Consider the following 19748-nt stretch of genomic DNA (forward strand, 5'->3'; position numbering starts at 1 on the left):
ATGGTTTTTTATAATGTGAGAAGTCTATTTTCTCTTTAAAGTAAAAAATGGTTGACATGTTATACTATTTATGAAATAATTCAGTTAATTTATTATTAATTTAAGGAGTAAAATATGTGGAAAAACATAAAAAAGTTTTTTAAGTGGATTGCTGATCACACAGGGATTTCATGGATTGCAAGAAAAATTTCATCAGGGTGGAAGTCTGGTAACAAGACAAATCAAGCAGGTGGAACTAGTCAACCGAGAAGTCAAGTACCAAGTGAATCTCAAGTTAATGGTACTGCTATTAATGATATTGTTATTCCAGAGGGAGCAAACTCACCTGCTGCTTTAGAAGAGGGGTTTTTTGATGCAGAAGAAAACCAACCTTGGTTACCAAATTCAGAAACTACTAGTCCAGAAGCAGAACAACACACTGTTGGCGATGATCTATCAGTTAATGCATAATCATTGTAGCAAACTCTTCAAAAGGAGCGCCTTTTATAGGTGCTCTTTTTTTCTTTCTTATATACACAAAAATCATATAGAATTGTAAACGCAGTTTTTTTATTCTGATGCTTTTCAATTCTATAGCTCTGGTTGTCTTTCTATTACTATTTTTCTACATTATCGTAAAAAAACTGAGCGAAAAGAAAGCAAACCTTGAGGGTAATTTATGTAAATTAGAGCAAGAACTTCAAGAAACAAAGCAAAGTTTGCTTACGAAGAATGAAGAAATAGTTGATTTAAGGGTCAAAAGAGCAGAACTTGAAGTAACTTTGCAAAAAGAACGTGAGGAAAAGAAAAAGGAAATAGAATTACTAACAAAAGCAGAGGAGAGATTAACAAACACTTTTAAAGCGCTCTCTCTTGATGCTTTGCAAACAAATAACAATAATTTTCTGAGCTTAGCAAAGGAAGTAATCGATAGTAAATTAAAAGAAACGGAAAGCGATTTCAAAAAAAGACAAGCAACGATCAACGAAGTTGTAACTCCAATAAAAGAAAAATTAGAAAAATTCGATAATGAAATACGTGAGCTAGAAAAGGAGAGGGTAGGGGCCTATGAAGGTTTAAAGGAGCAAATTGGAGCGCTGATGAACCAAACTTCCAACCTTGCTAATGCCCTGAGGAAACCTCACATTAGGGGCAAATGGGGTGAAATGCAACTCAAAAGAGTGGTAGAAATGGCAGGAATGATTGAGTATTGCGATTTTTTTACTCAGCCGTCAGTGATTGATAAAAACGAGGATAATTTATTGCGTCCTGATTTAATAATCAAAATGCCATCTGGAAAGCAAATAATAATAGATGCTAAAGTGCCGCTTGATTCTTACATGGATGCTATATCACAAAATGATTTGCAAATACAAAAGGAGAAATTAAAGAACCATTCCCTGGCAATAAAAAAACACATAAATGACTTGGGTAAAAAAGAGTATTGGAATCAATTTGAAAATACGCCAGAACTTGTGGTACTTTTCTTAACAGGGGAGGGGGTTTTTAGCGCAGCACTGGAATATGAGCCCGCTTTGATAGAGATTGGAGTGGAAAAAAAAGTGATCATTGCAACACCGATCACTCTAATTGCGTTGCTGAGAGCAATAGCGTATGGATGGAAGCAAGAGATGATAGCTGAAAACGCAAAGAAAATCAGTGAACTAGGTCATATTTTATATGAGCGCATTTGCACAATGGGTGAAAACTTTGATGATTTGCGCAGGAGCTTAAAAAGCGCTGTCGATCATTACAATAAAACCGCTGGTTCGCTTGAAGCAAGGGTGTTTCCTGCTGCCCGAGAATTCAATAAGCTTGGTATACATGCAAAAAATAAAAGTTTAAGTACTGCAAAGGAATTAGAATCTTTACCACGCAATTTACATACTGGAGAATTGAAAGTAGATTAGACTTCTATTGCACTATAGCTAACCCAAGAAAGGTTTCCCTGTGTCATACTGCGATTCATTCCATAACTGTACGAACATTGCGATTTGGGCCTACCAGAAGGGCAATGCCTCTTATCCAAGTACCCTCTTCTTGTCATTCCAGTGCTTGACACTGGAATCCAGCCTTTCCATAATCATTAAAACGTTGTATTTTAACATAAAACAGCTATTTTTATGCTTGCCAACTTAATAAAATTCCTGGATTCCAGTGTCAAGCACTGGGATCTGATGGGCCCAAATCGCAATGTTCGTACAGTTGCGCGGTATCTCTAGATCCCGCTAGCGGGATGACGGTTGTCGGTAAATCTAAGTCAGTTTAGCTATACCATGCTGAACGACAGATACGGCATACGGGTACATTTTTTAAAGTAGTCAAGCTACTTTGATGACAGAAATTTAATGATCCAGGATATACTCCTTTGTTAAGGGAGATTGAGCATTTTCGAATATTTCTTGAGTGCTTCCAGATTCAACGATCTTGCCATTATGAAAGAAAATTACACTATCAGATAACTTTTTAGCTTGTTTCATTGAATGAGTTACCATAATTATGGTAAATCTTAATTTCAGCTCTTGTATAAGATTTTCAATTGCATTGGTTGCCATTGGATCAAGAGCAGAGCACGGTTCATCCATTAATAAAATAGTTGGCTTCACTGCAATTGCGCGAGCGATGCATAGCCTCTGTTGTTGGCCACCAGATAAATTGAGTGCGCTATCTTGCAATCTGTCTTTTAATTCTTCCCATAAGCCAACTTTAGTTAAACTATTTTCCACCATCTCATTCAATTTTTGCTTATCCTTCACCATACCATGCAGTTTTGGCCCATAAGCAACATTGTCATATATTGATTTTGGAAAAGGATTTGGCTTTTGAAATACCATGCCAACTTTTGCTCTGAGTAGCACAACATCCATATCGCGTGAATATATATCACCCAGCCCATCGATATCTAATTCACCAACAGTTTTGCATCCAGGTACATAATCATTCATACGATTAAAACAACGCAAAAATGTTGATTTACCGCACCCAGATGGTCCGATAAAAGTAGTAACTTTTCTTTTATAAATATTCAAATTTATATCGAATAAAACTTGTTTAGAGCCATACCAAAGATTTAGATTGTTAACGGAAGCGTGTATATCGCTCATATAACGTCCTGCATTGAATAGAGCCCCGGAATTTCTCTTTTATTTTCGTATAGCCATACTGCTGCTTGAACAGCTCCTCTAGCAAACGTTGTGCGATCAATTGCTTTGTGGTTTAGTTCTATCCGTTCATCAGAATTAACAAACATCACACTGTGATCTCCTATTACTCCACCTCCACGAGATACTGCAAAACCTATTCCCCCCTTTTTTCTTATGTTTGAACCGCTATGTAGATATTGATTGGACTGAAAATCCACTTTTGAAGCGTTAGCAATTGTTTTGCCAAGTTCCATAGCTGTTCCAGATGGTGAGTCCTTTTTTAAGTTGTGATGCATTTCCCAAATTTCAACGTCATATTCATTACCTAAAAGCTCAGCAGCTTTTTTTACCAATTTCAGCAATACATTAACCCCAACACTCATATTTGCTGACCATAATATTGGAACTTCAGCAGCATATTCTTTTAAATCGACACCTTCTATTCCAGTTGTGCCACTAACCAGCGGTGTTTTAAATTTTACAGCTGCTTTAAGGCAGTCTAACATACATTCTTTGGTTGTAAAATCTATTACAACGTCGGATAACTTAAATATGCCACTAATAGAACTTGTAACTTTAATTCCTAGATTGGAACCGCAGCCTATAATTGATCCAATATCTGAATCTATGTACTTACTGCCTGAACGGGCAACAGCACCTGCTATTTCCACTTTGGTATTTGTAATTAATTCATTGAGTATTTTCTTGCCCATTCTGCCTAAGCAGCCTATTACTCCAACTCTGATTTTCATAAAGCTTTTTACGTTTATTAAGAATGTTATGCCTTTTTTTAAGCTCTGTCACTTCTGATCTATATTCTATAGCTGTACGAACACTGCAATTTCAGATCCCAGTGCCTTGACCACAACTATTGCAATATGGTACATAGTGAACGATGTCATTCCAGTCTGGAATCTAGCCTTTCTGCAATCTCATCGAAAACGTTGTAACCACTTTCTATGCTAGTTTGCTTGCTTACAAGCAAACTTTTCTGGATCCCAGTGTCTGGGCACTGGGATGACAGGAGAAGGTACTGGGATGACACCCTGACAACCGTCATCCCGCTACTTGTTAGCGGGATCTATGCTAAGAGATACCGCGAATGAATCGCGGTATGACGTAGGACTGCTGTTATTCCAGTGCTCCTTTTTTTGTCATCCCAGTGCGTGACACTGGGATCTAGCCTTTATTATTTGGTTGAAATTAAGTCTTCTGGATCCCAGTGTCAGCTACTTTCATGACATCATTATAAAGTAAAATGAGATCCCAGTGTCTGGGCACTGGGATGACAAGAATAGGGCACTGGGATCTAGTGGGCTCAAACTACAATGTTTGTACAGCTGTGATCTATATTCTATAGCTGAATAATTTAACAATTCAAAATGAATACATATATTATTGAGCTCTATATTACATACCAAGTTGCTCTGCCTTTTCCATGCTGAGTAATGTGATTACTCTTTACGAGATTAGATACGTGTTTTTTTAAGGTACTAAGGTTCGCTTTAGTAATATTTTCCAAATCCTTAATTGTAAGACGTCCATGTTTGCTGAGTAGTGCTAATACTTTAGCAGAAAGTGGTGGTAAATAGAGATTTAACACTTTTTCATGTGACACCTTTTGTTCAAGATGAAATTTTTGCTTTTGTAGTGACCTTAAAAAGAACATAAGCCATGGATTAAAATCATAGCTGCTCGTCTTTAAGGATTGTTGAGTACGACGCAAAGCTAAGTAGTAACTCTCCTTATTACTTTCAATTATACTTTCAAGGGAACTGTAAGGTACATAGATATACCCTAACTTTAGTAACAAGAAAGTTGTGAGAATGCGTGATAATCTGCCATTTCCATCCTGGAAGGGATGAATAGCTAAAAAAGTAACTATAAAAATGCCAATAATTAATAGAGGGTGTAACGATTTCACCTCTAATTGCTGGCTAGTCCAATAAATAAGTTCTTGCATTTGTGTTGCTGTCTCAAATGGAGAGGCTGTTTCAAAAACTATGCCCAAGCTTTTTCCAGATTCATCAAACGCCTCAACATGATTGGGGAATTTTTTATATTCTCCCATGTGCCTTTGATCTTTATATGAAAATTGTAAAAGCCAGATGTGAAACTGTTTTATAATGTTTTCTGTAAACGGCATATTTTCAAAGTTTTGAAATACTTCTTCACACACGCACGCATATCCAGCTATTTCTTGTTCATCCCGAGAGCGAAATGAGTGTGTATCAAGTTTGGATAGTAATTGCTCAACTTCACGGTCTGATAATCTTGCCCCTTCAATACGAGTAGAAGAACCAATACTTTCAATTGTTGCAGTTTTCTTGAGCATTTGTAAACGTTCTGGAGCTAAATTACCAAACAATTGCCATGCTCCTTTAAATTCATCAATTTCAGCAACTAATTTTAACATTTCAGGTGTTATTACAATTTTTGAAATGTCAAACATATCTGTATTTTTATCTAGTTATATTCAATTATATTCGAAAATATCCTATTAGTAAAGAATACTTGTGAGACACACACTAAAGAATGAATTTTGGTAGGCATAAAAGCAGCTATTTTATGTTAAAATACAACATTTTGATGAAATTATAAGAAAGGCTGGATCCGAGTAGTCAGCTACCCGTCAGTGCATGTTGAAAAATCATTTTATGATCTAAATCAGTTTTTTTACAAGTAACTTCTAAGCTTATCAATTTTCCCAAGATCTTCTTAAGTTCTGAAAGTTGCAAACTTTTCAAATGAGATTTAAAGCTCTGCAATTGTTTAAAAAACAATGGAGGGCTTAGCTGATCAATCGCAGCCTGCTCACTCATTCCACCTTGCACTGACAGCAAAACGTTTTCAAGGCGTAGGAAATAATTTGATATAATGCGAATTAGCGCTATCGGTGAAAAATTTTCTTGCGATATCAATGCATCAGAAATTCTAATGAAGCGCGACATATCTTTACTTGCTATGGCAGAGCATAGATCATCAAGTGTAGCATAGTCGTTACCAGAAGTTGAAAAGCATAATTCTATATCAGTAAGTTTTAGGTCTTTTCTCTTCCCTAAGTACAAAACTAATTTCTCAAGTTCTGAACGTATAGGTAGCTTTCTATGGTTAAAGTAAGATTGCAAATGGTAGATTATCTCATTTGTGCATTTTATATCATTTTGTTTTAAGTAACTTGATATAATGTCACAAAGATTGCTGTTGCTGTCTTTATAGCAAGCAATTACACCAAAAATTTTTGAACTCTCCATATAACTTTTGGTTGCAGAATTGTGTAGAAGATCACTTGCTACCATCATTACATAGTGACCACTTGCGTTATAATCCAATACGTTTTTTAACTCTTTGGATATACCTCCACTCACATTTATCAGCTTAATTAATTTTTTGCTGGTAAACATCGAAATGTTTGCCAATTCAGAAAACAGTAAACCGGGTGACTTATTCACTATTGCAAAATCCATCACCTGAACTGAATACTCATCCAAATTAGCAATTATTTCTTGTACATAAAAACCAACCCTACTGTTATCACTTCCATGAATTAACACACCACTTAAAGCATCAGGTTTCTCTAGGAATTTTTTAACTTTGGATGGTGTGACCCTCATGCCATCTATATGATATCATTCTCATTTGACTGTACATGAGCATCCAAAGACTCTGAGTTTTCTTGCGCAATATTGTGCACATCATCTGCCGTACTCTGCACATTATCCGACTCTTCTGTTTTTCCTGTAATATAATTATAAAATTTTTTCACAGGTTGAGATATATATTTGGAAAAAAATCCTTCTTCGCTCATATTGCTTACTCCATAAAATTAACACCTTACCATTAGCACATAAACAATAATATAGCAAAGACTATTTTGTGCTAAGATAGTGATGTTTTATAATGAGTATATTACAAAATTATTAACATTCGAGATTAAAATTAAGCCAACCTGCTTAATACTAGCCTTATAAAATAAGCGATAATTAAATATACAGCTGCAACAAGTATAATTGCAGGTCCAGTTAACAAATCAAAACTTGCAGATAACATCAGACCCGATATCCCAGAAATCACAGAAAAAACTGTTGCAACAATAATCATCTGCATTGGAGTTTTCGAAATGAGCCTTGCAGATGCTGCTGGTATTAGCAAGAATGCAGCAATGAGTAATATTCCTATTAATTGGGCAGCAATTGCTATAAATATAGCAAGAGTGATTAAAAATTCTAGTCTAACAAAATTAACATTAATCTTCTCAACTACTGCTAAATCTTGATTAATTGAAATCATTAACCAATAACGCCATCTAAATATTAATATCAAAGTAACTATTACAGAGGTTAAAAAAATCAATACTATATCACTTTGATCGAGCATTAATATATCACCAAACAGTGAGCTAATAATACTATTATTGCCCGATGGAAGAAAAGACATAAGTATTAAACTCGATGATAAAACTACATTGGTAACAATGTTCAATATCGTATCAGCAGAATATAATCTGTTAAAATTAAGAGAAAGTAGTATAGCAAATGTAATTGCAATGAGCATTATGCTAAGCGATGGGCTAATCTTAAAAATCAAAGCAAGTGCAACACCGAGCAATGAAGAATGGGACAAACTATCACCAAGATAAGATAACCTTTGCCATATCATAAACGATCCTAAAGCGCCTGTTACTAGGCTAATTACGACTACTGCAACTAGACTGTTGATGAAAAAGTCCTGGGTAAACATTTCAAGCATGCTATATGGCTATTAGATAACTGACAACAAATTTATCTTCGGATATCAAAATGTTATGGGTTCTGCATGCTGCACCGGTTGTCATAAATTCAAAATTTAAACCTTTTTGTTCCATAAGATAGGACTTCACTGAAGAACTTAGTATATTGCGTGTTTTACCAGTACCTATTATCAAAATTTCTATTTCCTCTGTTAAAAAAGATTTAAAATGTTCCTTGCTATTTATATCACTTTCTTTCAATTCAATCACCTTTTCAGGAAAAATTATAATTGAGCCGCAATACTCTCTATTATTCACCAAAAATTTTCCTTCCCTGTAACCATTTATAAGATTTTTATTCTCGGAAATTAAGGGAGTTATATCCATAAAGTCAAACTATTAATTGAGTGTCACATACCCACCATTCTGGTTGCTTTTTTCTGATATTAGCTGCAGCAGCTTTTGCATTTTCCTCACTATCGAATATTCCAAAGCATGATACACCACTGCCTGACATGCGAGAAAGTATAGAGCCTTCTTGTGACTTAAGTGTTGATATCACATCCTTAATTTCAGGTACAAGGCTTATTGCTATTTCTTGAAGATCGTTTCTCGTCTCTTTAAGAAGCTTCAACAAATCCTTTTCAGCGTCATCGCTCCATTTAATTGGCTCAGAAAATTCTCCTTCATGTTTGGAAAATACCTCTGGTGTACTCAAAAACTTTTTTTTCGGTTTCACAAGCACCACATTTGTGGGTAAGGAAAATTTTTGGACATAGCACAATTCTTCGCCAATACCTCTAACAAAAACAGGCTTGCTATCTACACTTGCTGGAACATCAGCACCAACGTTTAAGGCTATTTCATTTAAAATCGTCCTATCAATCTCCCACAGCTTCCCTAGCGTACGTACCACAGCTCCAGCATCTGAGGACCCGCTACCGAGTCCTGCAGCAATTGGTATGTTCTTTACAACTCTGATAGAAACTCTAGTACGCACTGGAGCATGTCTAAGCAGCAGATTAACCGCTTTCATTACAGTGTTATACTGGTTATTTATTCTAGACTCGGAGTTTATAAATTCAACTGTAGAGTTATCGTATCTAGAATCCTTCTCACCTACTTTTATTTCCAAAAAATTAGAGAGATTAGCAAAGACAAACAAACCCTCAATCAAGTGATATCCTGTTTCCTTCTTATTTACAACATGCAAAAAAAGATTGATTTTTGCAGGCGCCTTTACACAAAAACTTTTCATTATATATCTTCACTAACACTATTTTTACATTATATGTATAATGCTATTTTAGTCAACTTCTATAAGGTTTTCGCACTTCTGATGAGATCAAATGCCATAAATCCTAATTTCTCTGTATGGGTAAATGCGTCCGCTGGTACAGGCAAAACAAAAATCTTAATAGACAGAGTATTGAGACTTTTATTAGAAAACAAAAGAAATATTCTTTGCTTAACATTTACCAACGCTGCAGCAAACGAAATGGAGAATCGCATTCACAGCATACTCAGCAAGTGGGCGGTATGCTCAGAGAGTGTGTTGGTGGCAGATCTAGAACAACTAGATTTCTTTCCAATGTCATTCCAGCGCGTGACGCTGGAATCCAGTAAAAAAAAAGAATGGATCCCAGTGTCAGCTACTTGGATGACAGGGGATGACGCAGAAATAACGGAGAATGATGCTGAGGTGATAGCACCACATAACCATGATTTAAGTGAAAATCCAGTAGCCCACCCTTCGATGTCATCCCAGCACCCCTACTTGTCATCCCAGCACCCTTATTTGTCATCCCAGTGCGTGACACTGGGATCCAGAAAAAATAAAGATTATTTAACAAGAGCAAGAAGGCTTTTCTCTGAACTGGAAAATCTTGGTCTAACTATACAAACCATACACGCTTTCTGTTACAAATTAATCTCCAGCTTTCCCATAGAAGCTGGCATCGCCCCAAATTGTACGCTGAGTGAATGTAAAGAATTACATTCCATCATATTCAATAAAGTGCTTCATAATGAGGCTGTGCAAGATAGTATAAACTTCATTGCAACTGAAATTGATGAAAATAAATTACGCGATTTGCTTTATACTTTATGTGTAAAAAGATTTGCGTCAGCAAATGATTCGAAATATATCAAAGATAAATTGAGCGCCCCAGATGAAATTCATGACTTACAGAGTGAAACAATTGAGCACGTGGAAAGACTAGCCGAGATATTAAGTGAAGGCAGTAAAAGAGATCAGAGTTATAGTGCAATACTCTCTGATTGGTTTAATAGCACAAAACCGTCCGTACCAAATGGTGTCATTCCAGTGCTTGACACTGGAATCCAGAAAAAAAGAACCAGTGTCAGCTACTCGGATGACACCGGAATAAAGTGGAATGACACTAAAGTAGAAAACCTAGCCAAGGTATTTCTAAAATCAGAATCGCACGAAAAAAAGAGCATATCATCCATTGCAACAAAAAGTATTTTGGAGAAATTCAGAGATGCAGAGCAAATAATAGAAAATATTCAGAATGTAGTATTTACCCATATAAGAGACATGAACTCTTATCAAATATTCAAGAGAACCAGTAGCTTACTTGGTATATTTAAAGTATATGTTGATCTATATAGTAGCGAAAAATCAAAAAATGCACTGCTTGACTACAATGATATAATTGACTTAGCAACAAATCTTCTCAGCAATCCAAACTACAAAGATTGGATATTGTTTAACTTGGATCAAAAAATAGATCACATTCTTGTTGATGAGGCGCAAGACAATAGCATCAGCCAGTGGAAAATTATAACAAATCTCTGCGATGAATTTTTTGCCGGCAATGATGAAAAGCGAACCTTGTTTGTTGTTGGTGACGTAAAACAGTCCATATACAGATTTCAAGGAGCAAATCCCCATCTATTTAACTATATGCAACAATACTTTCATACGAAAACTGGTTGGATATCATGCCAACTTGAAAAGTCATTTCGCTCAACTCCAGAAATTTTAACACTTGTAGACAGATTATTTAACAACTTCCGCGCAGAAATATCTTTTAATGATAATGAAATAAAACATGTTCCACATAGAGAAAATGACCAAGGATATATTGAAATTTGGCCAGCGTTACCAAGGCGCAAAGAGAAAGAACAGCAAGCTTTACAAATTCCTCTGACATGCAGGGAAGGTTATACAATAGCAGATCGATTACTTGCTCAAACAATAGCCAACAGAATTCACAATTGGTTAAATGAAGGGCGGATTTTAGTCGCTAAAGATCGCCATATAGAACCAAGAGACATTATGATTTTGGTACGACAACGAAACGTGTTAGTTGATTACATAATAAGCGAACTTAAAAAAGCAAACGTGCCAGTTGTAGGCCGAGATTATTTTAGAATTATGGACTATATAGCCGTGCAGGACTTAATAGCTTTGGCCGAATTTTTACTTCTCCAGGCAAATGATCTAGCTCTTGCAAATGCTTTAAAATCACCGTTATTCAATTTTACCGAGGATGATTTATTTAACATTGCATATGACCGTAAAGAACAGTCGTTATGGGAAAGAATTCAGGATTATTCTGTGGTTATCTATAGTGAATTAAACTATCTCATTAACTTATCTCGCATAGAGTCTCCTCTTGCACTATTTACACATATATTGCGTACAGGTAAGAAAAAATTTGCTGCAAGGCTAGGTCTTGAGTGCTTCGAGGTTCTAGACGAATTTATGAACCTTGTGTTGCAATTTGAAAACCCATCTCTTCAAGCATTTGTTCAATGGATCAAGGAGAATAACCCGGAGATTAAGAATGATATGCAATCAGAACGCAATGCTGTGCGAATAATGACAATTCACAAATCAAAAGGTCTGCAAGCTCCCATAGTATTTTTGGTTGATACAAACACAGTGCCAAGAAACAGTGAAAGCATTATCTTTGATGGAACAGAAGTGCCATTTTGGTGTGGAAAAAACAATAACGCTTATTGCGATCAAGTAAAAAGAGAGAAAAAACTAGAGGATTATAATGAATATTTGCGTTTATTATACGTAGCACTCACGCGTGCTGAAGATGAGTTATACATCTTAAGTAAAGAGCCAGTGCAAAAGGGCTCTTGGTATGATCTAATCACTCAGTATGGAGAACCATATGAAAAGAAACAAGCATACTTACAGCCAATATTTAAAGAAAAAGTTGAAGTGCTATGTGTGAACGCAAACTACCCTTACATTTATAAAAAACGTGATTATTTTGACGTTCCAGTGATTTCGCTTCCGCCAGCTTTAGCCCACTCTTCGGTGTCATTCCAGCGTCCTCCCCTGTCATCCCAGCGTCCTCCCCTGTCATCCCAGCATCCTCCCCTGTCATCCCAGTGCTTGACACTGGGATCCAGTAAAAAAGAAGGAGAACAAGTGTCAGCTCACTCTCCGGTGCCATTTCAGCACGTGACGCTGAAACCTGGAGAAAAAAAGGCCTGGATCCCAGTGTCAAGCACTGGGATGACAAATAGGGGTATTGGAATGACAGATGAGAGTGATGGAATGACAACAAGGAGCATTGGGATGACAGATGGTTATGCAAGAGGCCTGATCATTCACAGCATATTGCAGTATATGCCCAAGATAGAAAAAGAAAGGAGAAAAAATTGGGTCAGAAAATATCTTGACAATATAAACACCAGTGAAGATAAGGATGAAATTTACAGTAAAATATTAGCCTTTAATGAAAAATATGGCTATTTGTTTGATTTGGAAGGTAAGTCAGAAATTACACTGAGTGGAACAATTGATGGCAAGTCAGTATTAGTACGACTAGATAGGCTATGCATAACGCAAGATAAAGCAATCATAATTGACTATAAATCACACCGTAACGTTTCTGTTTCCTCATTAAATGAAATAAAAAAACAGATGTTGATCTATAAAACCTTAGTACAAGAGATATATCCAAACAAGCAAGTAGAGTGTGTGGTTATTTGGGTAGAAGATTTAACTCTGCAATCTGACTTTTGATAAAATTTGATTACAAGAGATAGCTACTACGTCATACCGCCACTCCTTTCTCGTCATCCCGCTACGTGTTAGCGGGATCTCAGCATAGCTATCTTAAAGCTAAGTAATATAAGTCAACCCAGCTATGATTCTTTTGGACGAGCTTATCGTCATGCCACCGCGAACCGTCATACCGCCACTCCTTTCTCGTCATCCCGCTACGTGTTAGCGGGATCTCAGCATAGCTATCTTAAAGCTAAGTAATATAAGTCAACCCAGCTATGATTCTTTTGGACGAGCTTATCGTCATGCCGCCGCGGTATCTCAAAGCATAGATCCCGCTAACACGTAGCGGGATGACGAATTACTATACCGTCACGGTATCTCAGCCGCTAACAAGTAGCGGAATGACGAGCTTATCGTCATACCGCCGCAAACCGTCATACCGCCGCGGTATCTCAGCCGCTAACACGTAGCGGGATGACGATTGTCAGGCTAGCTGTCATCCCAGTTTGGAATCCAGGAAAAAGAATGGTGTCATCCCAGTGCCCAGACACTGGGATCCAGGAAAGTTTGCTTGTAAACAAGAAAACTAGCATAGAAAGTGGTTACAACGTTTTCGATGAGATTATATGGAAAACTGGATTCCAGTGTCAAGCACTGGAATGACATCACAGGGGCACTGGAATGACACCTCTCTTGGGCTCTTTTAGCTATAAACATTAAGAAATTTACCAAATGAAAAAAAAGGCAAAAGAAGCCCTAGTCATTGTCTATTTTCAGTATTGGCGTTTTTTAAGCCTTAAACGCTGCAATTTAGCTGCTTTTAAGTGCAACTAACCTTAGCTAAAATGTTTAAGAAATTTACTAAGCAGAAAAAAAGGCAAAAGATATCCCGTGTTAGCTAGTTGTCACTCTCTAATCCTGCAAATTGGCGTTCTATACTGTCTTAAACGCTTTATAAGCGCGTTTCAGCTTATATAGGTAAAAACCTAGAATGTTGTGAAGACATAAGGTGCTCATAGTGCAAAAAATTAAAAATAAGACGCCAATCACGTAATACTGTTGTCGTTTAATCTGCACAGATTGAAGATAAATGAATACCTCCAGTACCATGATAAGGGGGCTGGCGAAATGTGTCAAGGAATTTTTATGTAAGAGATCTATTGAAATGCCCCTGTAAAATTATACTATTAATTAGTACACTGTAAATTTAAAATTATAAATATGTTAAGCAGATTGGTAATTTTGCTATTAGTTTCCATACTTCCTTTTTCTTCATACTCATACCAGTTTAGAACCAAAGCAAAGCAAGCAGTAGTTTTAGATTTAGCTTCAGACTCGCTCATTTTTGACCATAATTCCGATGAAAAAATGGCCCCATCTTCAATGAGCAAGCTAATGACTTTATATATAGCCTTTGATTATCTAAAAGCTGGAATAATAAATATGGAGGATAAATTTCGAGTAAGCAGAAAAGCGTGGGAAAGAAAAGGCTCTTCTATGTTTTTGAAAGAAGGTCAATTTGTTACGGTGAGGGAATTACTTGAAGGAATTACAATAGTCTCAGGTAATGATGCCTGCATAACACTAGCTGAGGGCATTGCAGGATCAGAAGAGAATTTTGTGGCTGAAATGAATGAGGTTGCACAAAATTTGAATCTGAATGACAGTCATTTTGTCAACTCAAGTGGGTGGCCAGACGAAGATCATTTCATGAGCGCAAAAGACTTGGTAATACTGGCAAAAAGGATTTTCACCGATTTTCCTGAATATTATGATTTATTTTCTGAACAATATTTGACATATAATGAAATTGCACAAAAGAATAAAAATCTTCTACTTTTTCACGACATTGGGGTTGACGGTTTAAAAACCGGTTATACAAATGCTGGTGGTTACGGCATTGTAGCATCTGCAAAACGAAATGATAGGAGAATTTTTGCTGTCGTAAATGGTTTAAACACTGAGAAAGAGCGAATAGAAGAAGCAAAAAGACTGATACAATACTCCTTAAATCATTTTAATACTAAGAAAATATTCGTTAAAGACAGTGTAGTTGAGGAAGTAAATGTTCTTTATGGGAAAGATAGAAAAGTACCTGTCACAGTTGCAAACGATGTTACCATAACTTACAACCGCAAATTGCATGACCAAATTAAGGTGCGTATTGAATATAAAGATATGATACCTGCACCAATTAAAAAAGGTCAAGAAGTGGGCAAAGTTTTTGTAGAAATACCAGGCATTGAACAACAAACTACACCACTTTATGCAGCAAATGACGTGCAGGAATTGAATTTCATAGAAAAGTTTTTTAGGATGTTGTTTTAAGTTTGATATTAAAGCAATTCCGAAAGAGAGATCTATTGCACTTTAGTGTAGTTTTGACTAACAATTTCTGTTACAATACAAGATTGAAATGTTACGAAAATGTGCTGGTTATATTTGTTGCTGTCCAGTATCCTAGAGATACTGTGGGCTGTAACGCTAAAGTTTAGTAACAGTTTTACTAAAGTTGTGCCTTCGATTGCAACATTGGTAATTATGATCATTAGCATTTACTTTTTATCTCTTGCAGCATGCTTTCTACCTATTAGAGTATGCTATGCAGTTTCCTCTGGAATATGCACAATTGGAATAACTATAATTGGTGCAACCACTTTCACAGAGAATATTAATTTATCTCAAGTTTTATGTATCGTTTTAATTGTAATAGGAACCATAGGGCTAAAGCTCTCTATTTAAACCTAAAAATTTATGCATGAATTGGATATATTTACTCTTATCGTCACTAATTGAAGTGTTCTGGGTCATAACACTTAAGCATAGTTATGGATTTACTCATCTTGTACCATCAATAATTAGCATATTCTCCATGGCTCTTAGTACGTATTTACTTTCGCTCGCTACACGTTCTATACCTATCGGAGTATGCTATGCAATTTGGACTGGAGTGGGCGCTATAGGAGCTTCGATACTTGGAGTTTACCTATTTAATGAACCAGTTAATTTATTCGAAGTAATATGCTTTATTTTAGTTACATTCGGGATTATAGGATTAAAATTGTTTGATACTGCAAAACAAACTGTTGATAAAATGGAATAAGAGATCCCAAACTGGGATGACACTAAAGGCACTCCATCTTGTCATGCAACTGGAATCCAGCTTATGAGAGCTACAAAAAATAGCTTGACAAACTCCGTCAGCCCTCTTACCATGAAACTGAAGCTATTTATTTATCTTCGCAATCTCTGCAGTGGATTAATGACAAAAAACTTAATGTATTTGGCGTAAATCATGCTTAATTTTTGCACTATGTGCACCTCATGTCTTTATAAAACTTCTAGGTTTCTACCTATATAAGCTGAAACGCGCTTATAAAGCGTTTAAGACAGTAAAAGACGTCAAATAGACAAGGGAGAACTTGAATACTAGCTACCCTAGGGTTTCTTTGCCTTTTTTTCCACTTAGTAAATTTCTTAATGTTTATAATTTAGGTTAGTCGCATTTAAAAGCGGCTGAATCGCGGTTATTAAGCGTTTAGAATAAAAAACGCCAATATTTTGAAGTACATATAAATAACTAGTCACCAACGGGGCTTCTTTTGCCTTTTTTTCGCTTGGTAAATTTCTTAATGTTTATGGCTAACATGAAGCTAAGTACGAACTTTGTTAAACACAACGAATGGTGTCATTCCAGTGCTCCTTTTTTTGTCATCCCAGTCTGGGATCCAGTTCTTATTACCTGGTATAAAGTTAAGTTTTCTGGATCCAAGTAGTCTGGGCACTGGCTGCCTAGTGGAAATTTATAACAACTGTGTCAACCTTCTCTACACAGCTCCTTCTTTTCATTTACGTTTTGCGCTTCTTTCGTTTCGTCCATTTTAGTACTAGGTTTTAATATGCTATATGTAATACCACCAAATGAATTCTTATAGCTAGACAGCCCCATGTCATACCGCCGAGGCGCTAACAAGTAGCGGAATGACAGCAGCCCTACGTCATACCGCCGCGGTATCTCTTAGCCGCTAACAAGCAGCGGGATGACGGTTGTCAGTAAGCCTAAATTACTTTAGCTATAAAAGTCTAATTTTGCTTAGTAAGCACACTAACTATGAAACAGTCTATATTACCATCAAAAACAGAATTTATATTGCCTACTTCATGTCCAGTTCTTAAATCTTTCACCATTTGATATGGATGCATAACGTACGATCTGATCTGATTGCCCCAGCCTATATCGCATTTTTTACCATACTCTTCAGCCATCTTTTGTTCTTTTTTTTCCAGTTCAATTTGGTATAAACGTCCTTTAAGTAATTTTAACGCCTCATCTTTATTTCTGTGTTGAGAACGACCATTTTGGCATTGAACTACAACACCAGTTGGAATATGCGTAATGCGTACCGCACTTTCAGTCTTGTTCACGTGCTGACCGCCTGCTCCGGAAGCTCGGTAGGTGTCGATCTTTAGATCCTTTTCATCCACAGCAATATCAATTGAATCTTCGATCACTGGAGTTACTCCTATACTTGCAAAACTGGTATGACGTTTACCATTTGCATCAAACGGCGATATTCTAACCAGCCTGTGAATTCCACTTTCACTTTTTGCCCATCCATAAGCTTTTTCTCCAACGATTTTTATCATTGCAGACTTTATACCAACCGACTCTCCTTCTAATTTTTCTACAACTTCAACTTTAAAGTTGTGATAAATTTCTGCCCACCTTACATACATGCGCATTAGCATTTCAGCCCAATCATTGCTCTCGGTTCCGCCAGCTCCTGAGTGGATTTCTAAAAAACAGTTATTATTGTCTGCTTCACCAGTAAATAAGGATTCTGTCTCTTTAAGTTTGATTAATTTCTCTAGCTTAGCTAATTCACTTTCAACTTCAGAGAAAAATTCTTCATCATTCTCATCAATAGCGGATTTCATTAAATCGATAGCGTTGCTGTAGTCGCTTTCCAGCTTTAAAAACGACTCTACGTCATTCTTAATTTTAGAACGTTCTTTTAAAATTTCTTGTGCCTTTTGATTGTCTTGCCACAGATTATCATTCAACGCTTGGGAGTCCAGCTCTTCAAGACGCAACTTTAATTTTTCTATGTCAAAGACACCTCCTGATAAGAGAAATACTTTTATTTAAGTTTTGAAAGTGTTCAAGAATTTCTGAATAAGTTTTCATTATACTTTAGATTTTAATATATTTACTATTACTAACAATAACAGCAAACAAAATAGAAATTTAACCATATAGTAGTTAATTCAAAATAATTTTATTATACTTTAATGTTTAACAAAATCAAGTGTGTATATTTATTAAAAAATAAGGTAAAATAATGAATGTTGAAATAAGTTCTCATTATGGTTTAGACAAAAAGGCTATTGATGACTTAATAGAGTCACTTGATAACGAGGAGCTAGAAAATGTTCATAATATTGTAAAAACGATAGACAGTGTTCAGTTAGCTTATTTTTTATCTACTTCGATCAGTGATCACAGAGAGAAATTAGTTAATATCCTCGATCAACATTTGTTAAGTGATGCCCTAGTGCATGTAGTGCCAGATTTACAAATAGAGATCATAGAAATATTGGGAATAGAAAATACAGCAAAGTTACTAATGCTCCTTGATGTAGAAGATATAGTAACCATAGTGAAAGATTTAGATAGAAAGTCTGTAGAAAATATACTTTACTATTTGCCCAGCAAAACTCAGAAATCAGTAGAGGAGTTGTTATCATACCCAGAAGAAAGTGCAGGAAGGTTAATACATAAAGATATGGTTATAGCTCCATATTATTGGACAATAAATCAACTGACAGAATTTGTGTGCAACTATAAAAAAATACCAGAAAGATTTCACCAGATATTCATTATCAACTCAAAATTAGAGCCTATAGGCAGTGTTAATTTAAATAAGGTAATATCTCACTCAGGAGACACAATAATAAAAGAGATAATGGATCATGACATAAAAATCATTAAAACTGGAGTAGACCAAGAGGAAGTAGCAAGAATATTTAAAGATTACTCTCTATTATCGGCTCCGGTAGTAAATAAGAATGGTAAAATTATTGGTGTGATCTTAATTGAAGATGTGATAAAAGTTGTTCAACAAGAAACAGAAGAGGACGTACTCAAAATAAGCGGTGTATCTTCTAAAGCCGATATAAATGCCCCTATACATAAAACTATAATTAAAAGGCTACCTTGGTTACTGTTTAACCTCTTAGCTGCAACAATGTGTTCCATAGTAGTTGGCTTTTTCGATGATGTAATAAAAAGTTTTATAGTACTGCCAATAATCATGCCGATAATTGCATCAATGAGCGGAAATGCAGGATCCCAAACAGTAACGCTAACCATCCGGGCAATCGCAACAAAATATCTAACTGAGCAAAATGCAAAAAGAATACTGATGAAAGAATTTTTAATAGGTCTTATAAACGGGGTGATCTTATCTACTATTTCATTAATAGTATTAGCAATAAGATTTCACAGCTTCAAAGTGGAGATGATTTTTGTGGTCTCCATGATTATGATGTCAATTATTGCAACGTTCATCGGAACTTTCATTCCTATAATGCTTCATCGCTTAAAGTCCGATCCTGCCGTTTCTTCTTCAATCCTAACATCGGCAACAACTGATATTCTCTCAGCTCTTATATTTCTTGGTTTAGCTACGATCTTTTTATTAAACAGCTGACACTATCTATAGCTATACCGCGATTTATTCCATAGCTGTACGAACATTCATTTTTAAAGGTAAACTGTACAGCGAATGGTGTCATTCCAGTCTGAAATCCAGCCTTTTCATAATCATCAAAACGTTGTATTGTAACATAAAACGGCTACTTTTATGCTTACCAACTTAATAAAATTCCTGGA

21 protein-coding genes are annotated in these 19748 nt (G+C 35.9%); 9 read left to right on the forward strand and 12 right to left on the reverse strand.

Annotated elements, in window-relative coordinates; translation table 11 throughout:
- Positions 1 to 114: 114 nt before the first annotated feature.
- Complete coding sequence (locus OPR43_RS03875) at positions 115 to 450, forward strand: hypothetical protein (RefSeq protein ID WP_265035601.1); 336 nt, start codon at positions 115 to 117, stop codon at positions 448 to 450.
- A gap of 107 nt (positions 451 to 557) precedes the next feature.
- Positions 558 to 1889, forward strand: coding sequence for a DNA recombination protein RmuC (locus OPR43_RS03880; protein WP_265035602.1), 1332 nt, complete (start codon positions 558 to 560; stop codon positions 1887 to 1889).
- Here OPR43_RS03880 and OPR43_RS03885 read toward each other — a convergent pair.
- The 11 genes from OPR43_RS03885 to OPR43_RS03935 all read right to left on the reverse strand — a co-directional run bounded on the left by OPR43_RS03885 (position 1886) and on the right by OPR43_RS03935 (position 9109).
- Positions 1886 to 2041 (reverse strand): hypothetical protein, encoded by a 156-nt coding sequence (locus tag OPR43_RS03885; RefSeq protein WP_265035603.1) that lies wholly within the window; start codon positions 2039 to 2041, stop codon positions 1886 to 1888. The two genes, OPR43_RS03880 and OPR43_RS03885, sit on opposite strands and share 4 nt — an antisense overlap.
- A 283-nt stretch (positions 2042 to 2324) precedes the next feature.
- A complete protein-coding gene (pstB, locus tag OPR43_RS03890) occupies positions 2325 to 3083 on the reverse strand; it encodes a phosphate ABC transporter ATP-binding protein PstB (RefSeq protein ID WP_265025549.1) in 759 nt (252 codons plus the stop codon).
- Entirely contained in the window at positions 3080 to 3874 is a 795-nt protein-coding gene (gene dapB, locus OPR43_RS03895) for a 4-hydroxy-tetrahydrodipicolinate reductase (RefSeq protein ID WP_265035604.1), read from the reverse strand. Before dapB ends, pstB begins: the two co-directional genes overlap by 4 nt.
- Positions 3875 to 4020: 146 nt before the next feature.
- Positions 4021 to 4182: a hypothetical protein gene (locus tag OPR43_RS03900; protein ID WP_265035605.1), complete on the reverse strand. Its 162-nt coding sequence runs from the start codon at positions 4180 to 4182 to the stop codon at positions 4021 to 4023.
- A 175-nt stretch (positions 4183 to 4357) separates the two neighbouring features.
- Positions 4358 to 4543 (reverse strand): hypothetical protein, encoded by a 186-nt coding sequence (locus OPR43_RS03905; RefSeq protein ID WP_265035606.1) that lies wholly within the window; start codon positions 4541 to 4543, stop codon positions 4358 to 4360.
- Complete coding sequence (locus OPR43_RS03910) at positions 4528 to 5574, reverse strand: Fic family protein (RefSeq protein ID WP_265035607.1); 1047 nt, start codon at positions 5572 to 5574, stop codon at positions 4528 to 4530. The genes OPR43_RS03905 and OPR43_RS03910 overlap by 16 nt, the downstream gene beginning before the upstream one ends.
- Positions 5575 to 5743: 169 nt before the next feature.
- Entirely contained in the window at positions 5744 to 6736 is a 993-nt protein-coding gene (gene holA / locus OPR43_RS03915; protein ID WP_265035608.1) for a DNA polymerase III subunit delta, read from the reverse strand.
- Positions 6737 to 6741: 5 nt separating this feature from the next.
- Complete coding sequence (locus tag OPR43_RS03920) at positions 6742 to 6930, reverse strand: hypothetical protein (RefSeq protein ID WP_265025545.1); 189 nt, start codon at positions 6928 to 6930, stop codon at positions 6742 to 6744.
- Positions 6931 to 7061: 131 nt separating this feature from the next.
- The gene (locus tag OPR43_RS03925; RefSeq protein WP_265035609.1) at positions 7062 to 7871 is read right to left on the reverse strand and encodes a metal ABC transporter permease; all 810 of its coding nucleotides are present in this window, start codon (positions 7869 to 7871) and stop codon (positions 7062 to 7064) included.
- Position 7872: 1 nt separating this feature from the next.
- Positions 7873 to 8238 (reverse strand): Mth938-like domain-containing protein, encoded by a 366-nt coding sequence (locus OPR43_RS03930; protein ID WP_265035610.1) that lies wholly within the window; start codon positions 8236 to 8238, stop codon positions 7873 to 7875.
- Between the two features lie 4 nt (positions 8239 to 8242).
- The gene (locus OPR43_RS03935; RefSeq protein ID WP_265035611.1) at positions 8243 to 9109 is read right to left on the reverse strand and encodes a 4-(cytidine 5'-diphospho)-2-C-methyl-D-erythritol kinase; all 867 of its coding nucleotides are present in this window, start codon (positions 9107 to 9109) and stop codon (positions 8243 to 8245) included.
- Positions 9110 to 9190: 81 nt separating this feature from the next.
- Between OPR43_RS03935 and OPR43_RS03940 the strand changes: the two genes are divergently transcribed.
- The 6 genes from OPR43_RS03940 (at position 9191) to OPR43_RS03965 (ending at position 16738) form a co-directional block, all read left to right on the forward strand.
- Positions 9191 to 12868, forward strand: a complete 3678-nt coding sequence (locus OPR43_RS03940; protein ID WP_265035612.1) for a UvrD-helicase domain-containing protein — start codon at positions 9191 to 9193, stop codon at positions 12866 to 12868.
- A gap of 459 nt (positions 12869 to 13327) precedes the next feature.
- The gene (locus tag OPR43_RS03945) at positions 13328 to 13516 is read left to right on the forward strand and encodes a hypothetical protein (RefSeq protein ID WP_265035613.1); all 189 of its coding nucleotides are present in this window, start codon (positions 13328 to 13330) and stop codon (positions 13514 to 13516) included.
- A gap of 558 nt (positions 13517 to 14074) precedes the next feature.
- Complete coding sequence (locus OPR43_RS03950) at positions 14075 to 15181, forward strand: D-alanyl-D-alanine carboxypeptidase family protein (protein WP_265034285.1); 1107 nt, start codon at positions 14075 to 14077, stop codon at positions 15179 to 15181.
- Between the two features lie 99 nt (positions 15182 to 15280).
- Positions 15281 to 15595, forward strand: a complete 315-nt coding sequence (locus tag OPR43_RS03955) for a DMT family transporter (RefSeq protein WP_007548371.1) — start codon at positions 15281 to 15283, stop codon at positions 15593 to 15595.
- Between the two features lie 16 nt (positions 15596 to 15611).
- Positions 15612 to 15956: a DMT family transporter gene (locus tag OPR43_RS03960; RefSeq protein WP_265025536.1), complete on the forward strand. Its 345-nt coding sequence runs from the start codon at positions 15612 to 15614 to the stop codon at positions 15954 to 15956.
- Between the two features lie 563 nt (positions 15957 to 16519).
- The gene (locus OPR43_RS03965; protein ID WP_265034286.1) at positions 16520 to 16738 is read left to right on the forward strand and encodes a hypothetical protein; all 219 of its coding nucleotides are present in this window, start codon (positions 16520 to 16522) and stop codon (positions 16736 to 16738) included.
- 198 nt (positions 16739 to 16936) lie between these two features.
- Here OPR43_RS03965 and prfB read toward each other — a convergent pair.
- Positions 16937 to 18041, reverse strand: a protein-coding gene (gene prfB, locus OPR43_RS03970; RefSeq protein WP_265034287.1) for a peptide chain release factor 2 whose coding sequence is annotated in 2 segments (ribosomal slippage) — positions 16937 to 17965 and positions 17967 to 18041 — 1104 coding nt in all. Because the reading frame shifts where the segments join, the coding sequence is not laid out codon by codon here.
- A 154-nt stretch (positions 18042 to 18195) separates the two neighbouring features.
- Between prfB and mgtE the strand changes: the two genes are divergently transcribed.
- The gene (mgtE, locus tag OPR43_RS03975) at positions 18196 to 19566 is read left to right on the forward strand and encodes a magnesium transporter (protein WP_265034288.1); all 1371 of its coding nucleotides are present in this window, start codon (positions 18196 to 18198) and stop codon (positions 19564 to 19566) included.
- Positions 19567 to 19748: the final 182 nt, after the last annotated feature.

The organism is Wolbachia endosymbiont (group A) of Apoderus coryli (assembly GCF_947251615.1).
Lineage (GTDB): Bacteria > Pseudomonadota > Alphaproteobacteria > Rickettsiales > Anaplasmataceae > Wolbachia.

Bases quoted from the DNA above. Each gene is read 5' to 3' on its own strand.
- OPR43_RS03875 (WP_265035601.1), top strand. From the start codon at position 115: ATGTGGAAAAACATAAAAAAGTTTTTTAAGTGGATTGCTGATCACACA.
- OPR43_RS03880 (WP_265035602.1), top strand. From the start codon at position 558: ATGCTTTTCAATTCTATAGCTCTGGTTGTCTTTCTATTACTATTTTTC.
- pstB (WP_265025549.1), bottom strand. From the start codon at position 3,083: ATGAGCGATATACACGCTTCCGTTAACAATCTAAATCTTTGGTATGGC.
- dapB (WP_265035604.1), bottom strand. From the start codon at position 3,874: ATGAAAATCAGAGTTGGAGTAATAGGCTGCTTAGGCAGAATGGGCAAG.
- OPR43_RS03900 (WP_265035605.1), bottom strand. From the start codon at position 4,182: ATGACGGTTGTCAGGGTGTCATCCCAGTACCTTCTCCTGTCATCCCAG.
- OPR43_RS03910 (WP_265035607.1), bottom strand. From the start codon at position 5,574: ATGTTTGACATTTCAAAAATTGTAATAACACCTGAAATGTTAAAATTA.
- holA (WP_265035608.1), bottom strand. From the start codon at position 6,736: ATGAGGGTCACACCATCCAAAGTTAAAAAATTCCTAGAGAAACCTGAT.
- OPR43_RS03920 (WP_265025545.1), bottom strand. From the start codon at position 6,930: ATGAGCGAAGAAGGATTTTTTTCCAAATATATATCTCAACCTGTGAAA.
- OPR43_RS03925 (WP_265035609.1), bottom strand. From the start codon at position 7,871: ATGCTTGAAATGTTTACCCAGGACTTTTTCATCAACAGTCTAGTTGCA.
- OPR43_RS03930 (WP_265035610.1), bottom strand. From the start codon at position 8,238: ATGGATATAACTCCCTTAATTTCCGAGAATAAAAATCTTATAAATGGT.
- OPR43_RS03935 (WP_265035611.1), bottom strand. From the start codon at position 9,109: ATGAAAAGTTTTTGTGTAAAGGCGCCTGCAAAAATCAATCTTTTTTTG.
- OPR43_RS03940 (WP_265035612.1), top strand. From the start codon at position 9,191: ATGAGATCAAATGCCATAAATCCTAATTTCTCTGTATGGGTAAATGCG.
- OPR43_RS03945 (WP_265035613.1), top strand. From the start codon at position 13,328: ATGACGATTGTCAGGCTAGCTGTCATCCCAGTTTGGAATCCAGGAAAA.
- OPR43_RS03950 (WP_265034285.1), top strand. From the start codon at position 14,075: ATGTTAAGCAGATTGGTAATTTTGCTATTAGTTTCCATACTTCCTTTT.
- OPR43_RS03955 (WP_007548371.1), top strand. From the start codon at position 15,281: ATGTGCTGGTTATATTTGTTGCTGTCCAGTATCCTAGAGATACTGTGG.
- OPR43_RS03960 (WP_265025536.1), top strand. From the start codon at position 15,612: ATGAATTGGATATATTTACTCTTATCGTCACTAATTGAAGTGTTCTGG.
- mgtE (WP_265034288.1), top strand. From the start codon at position 18,196: ATGAATGTTGAAATAAGTTCTCATTATGGTTTAGACAAAAAGGCTATT.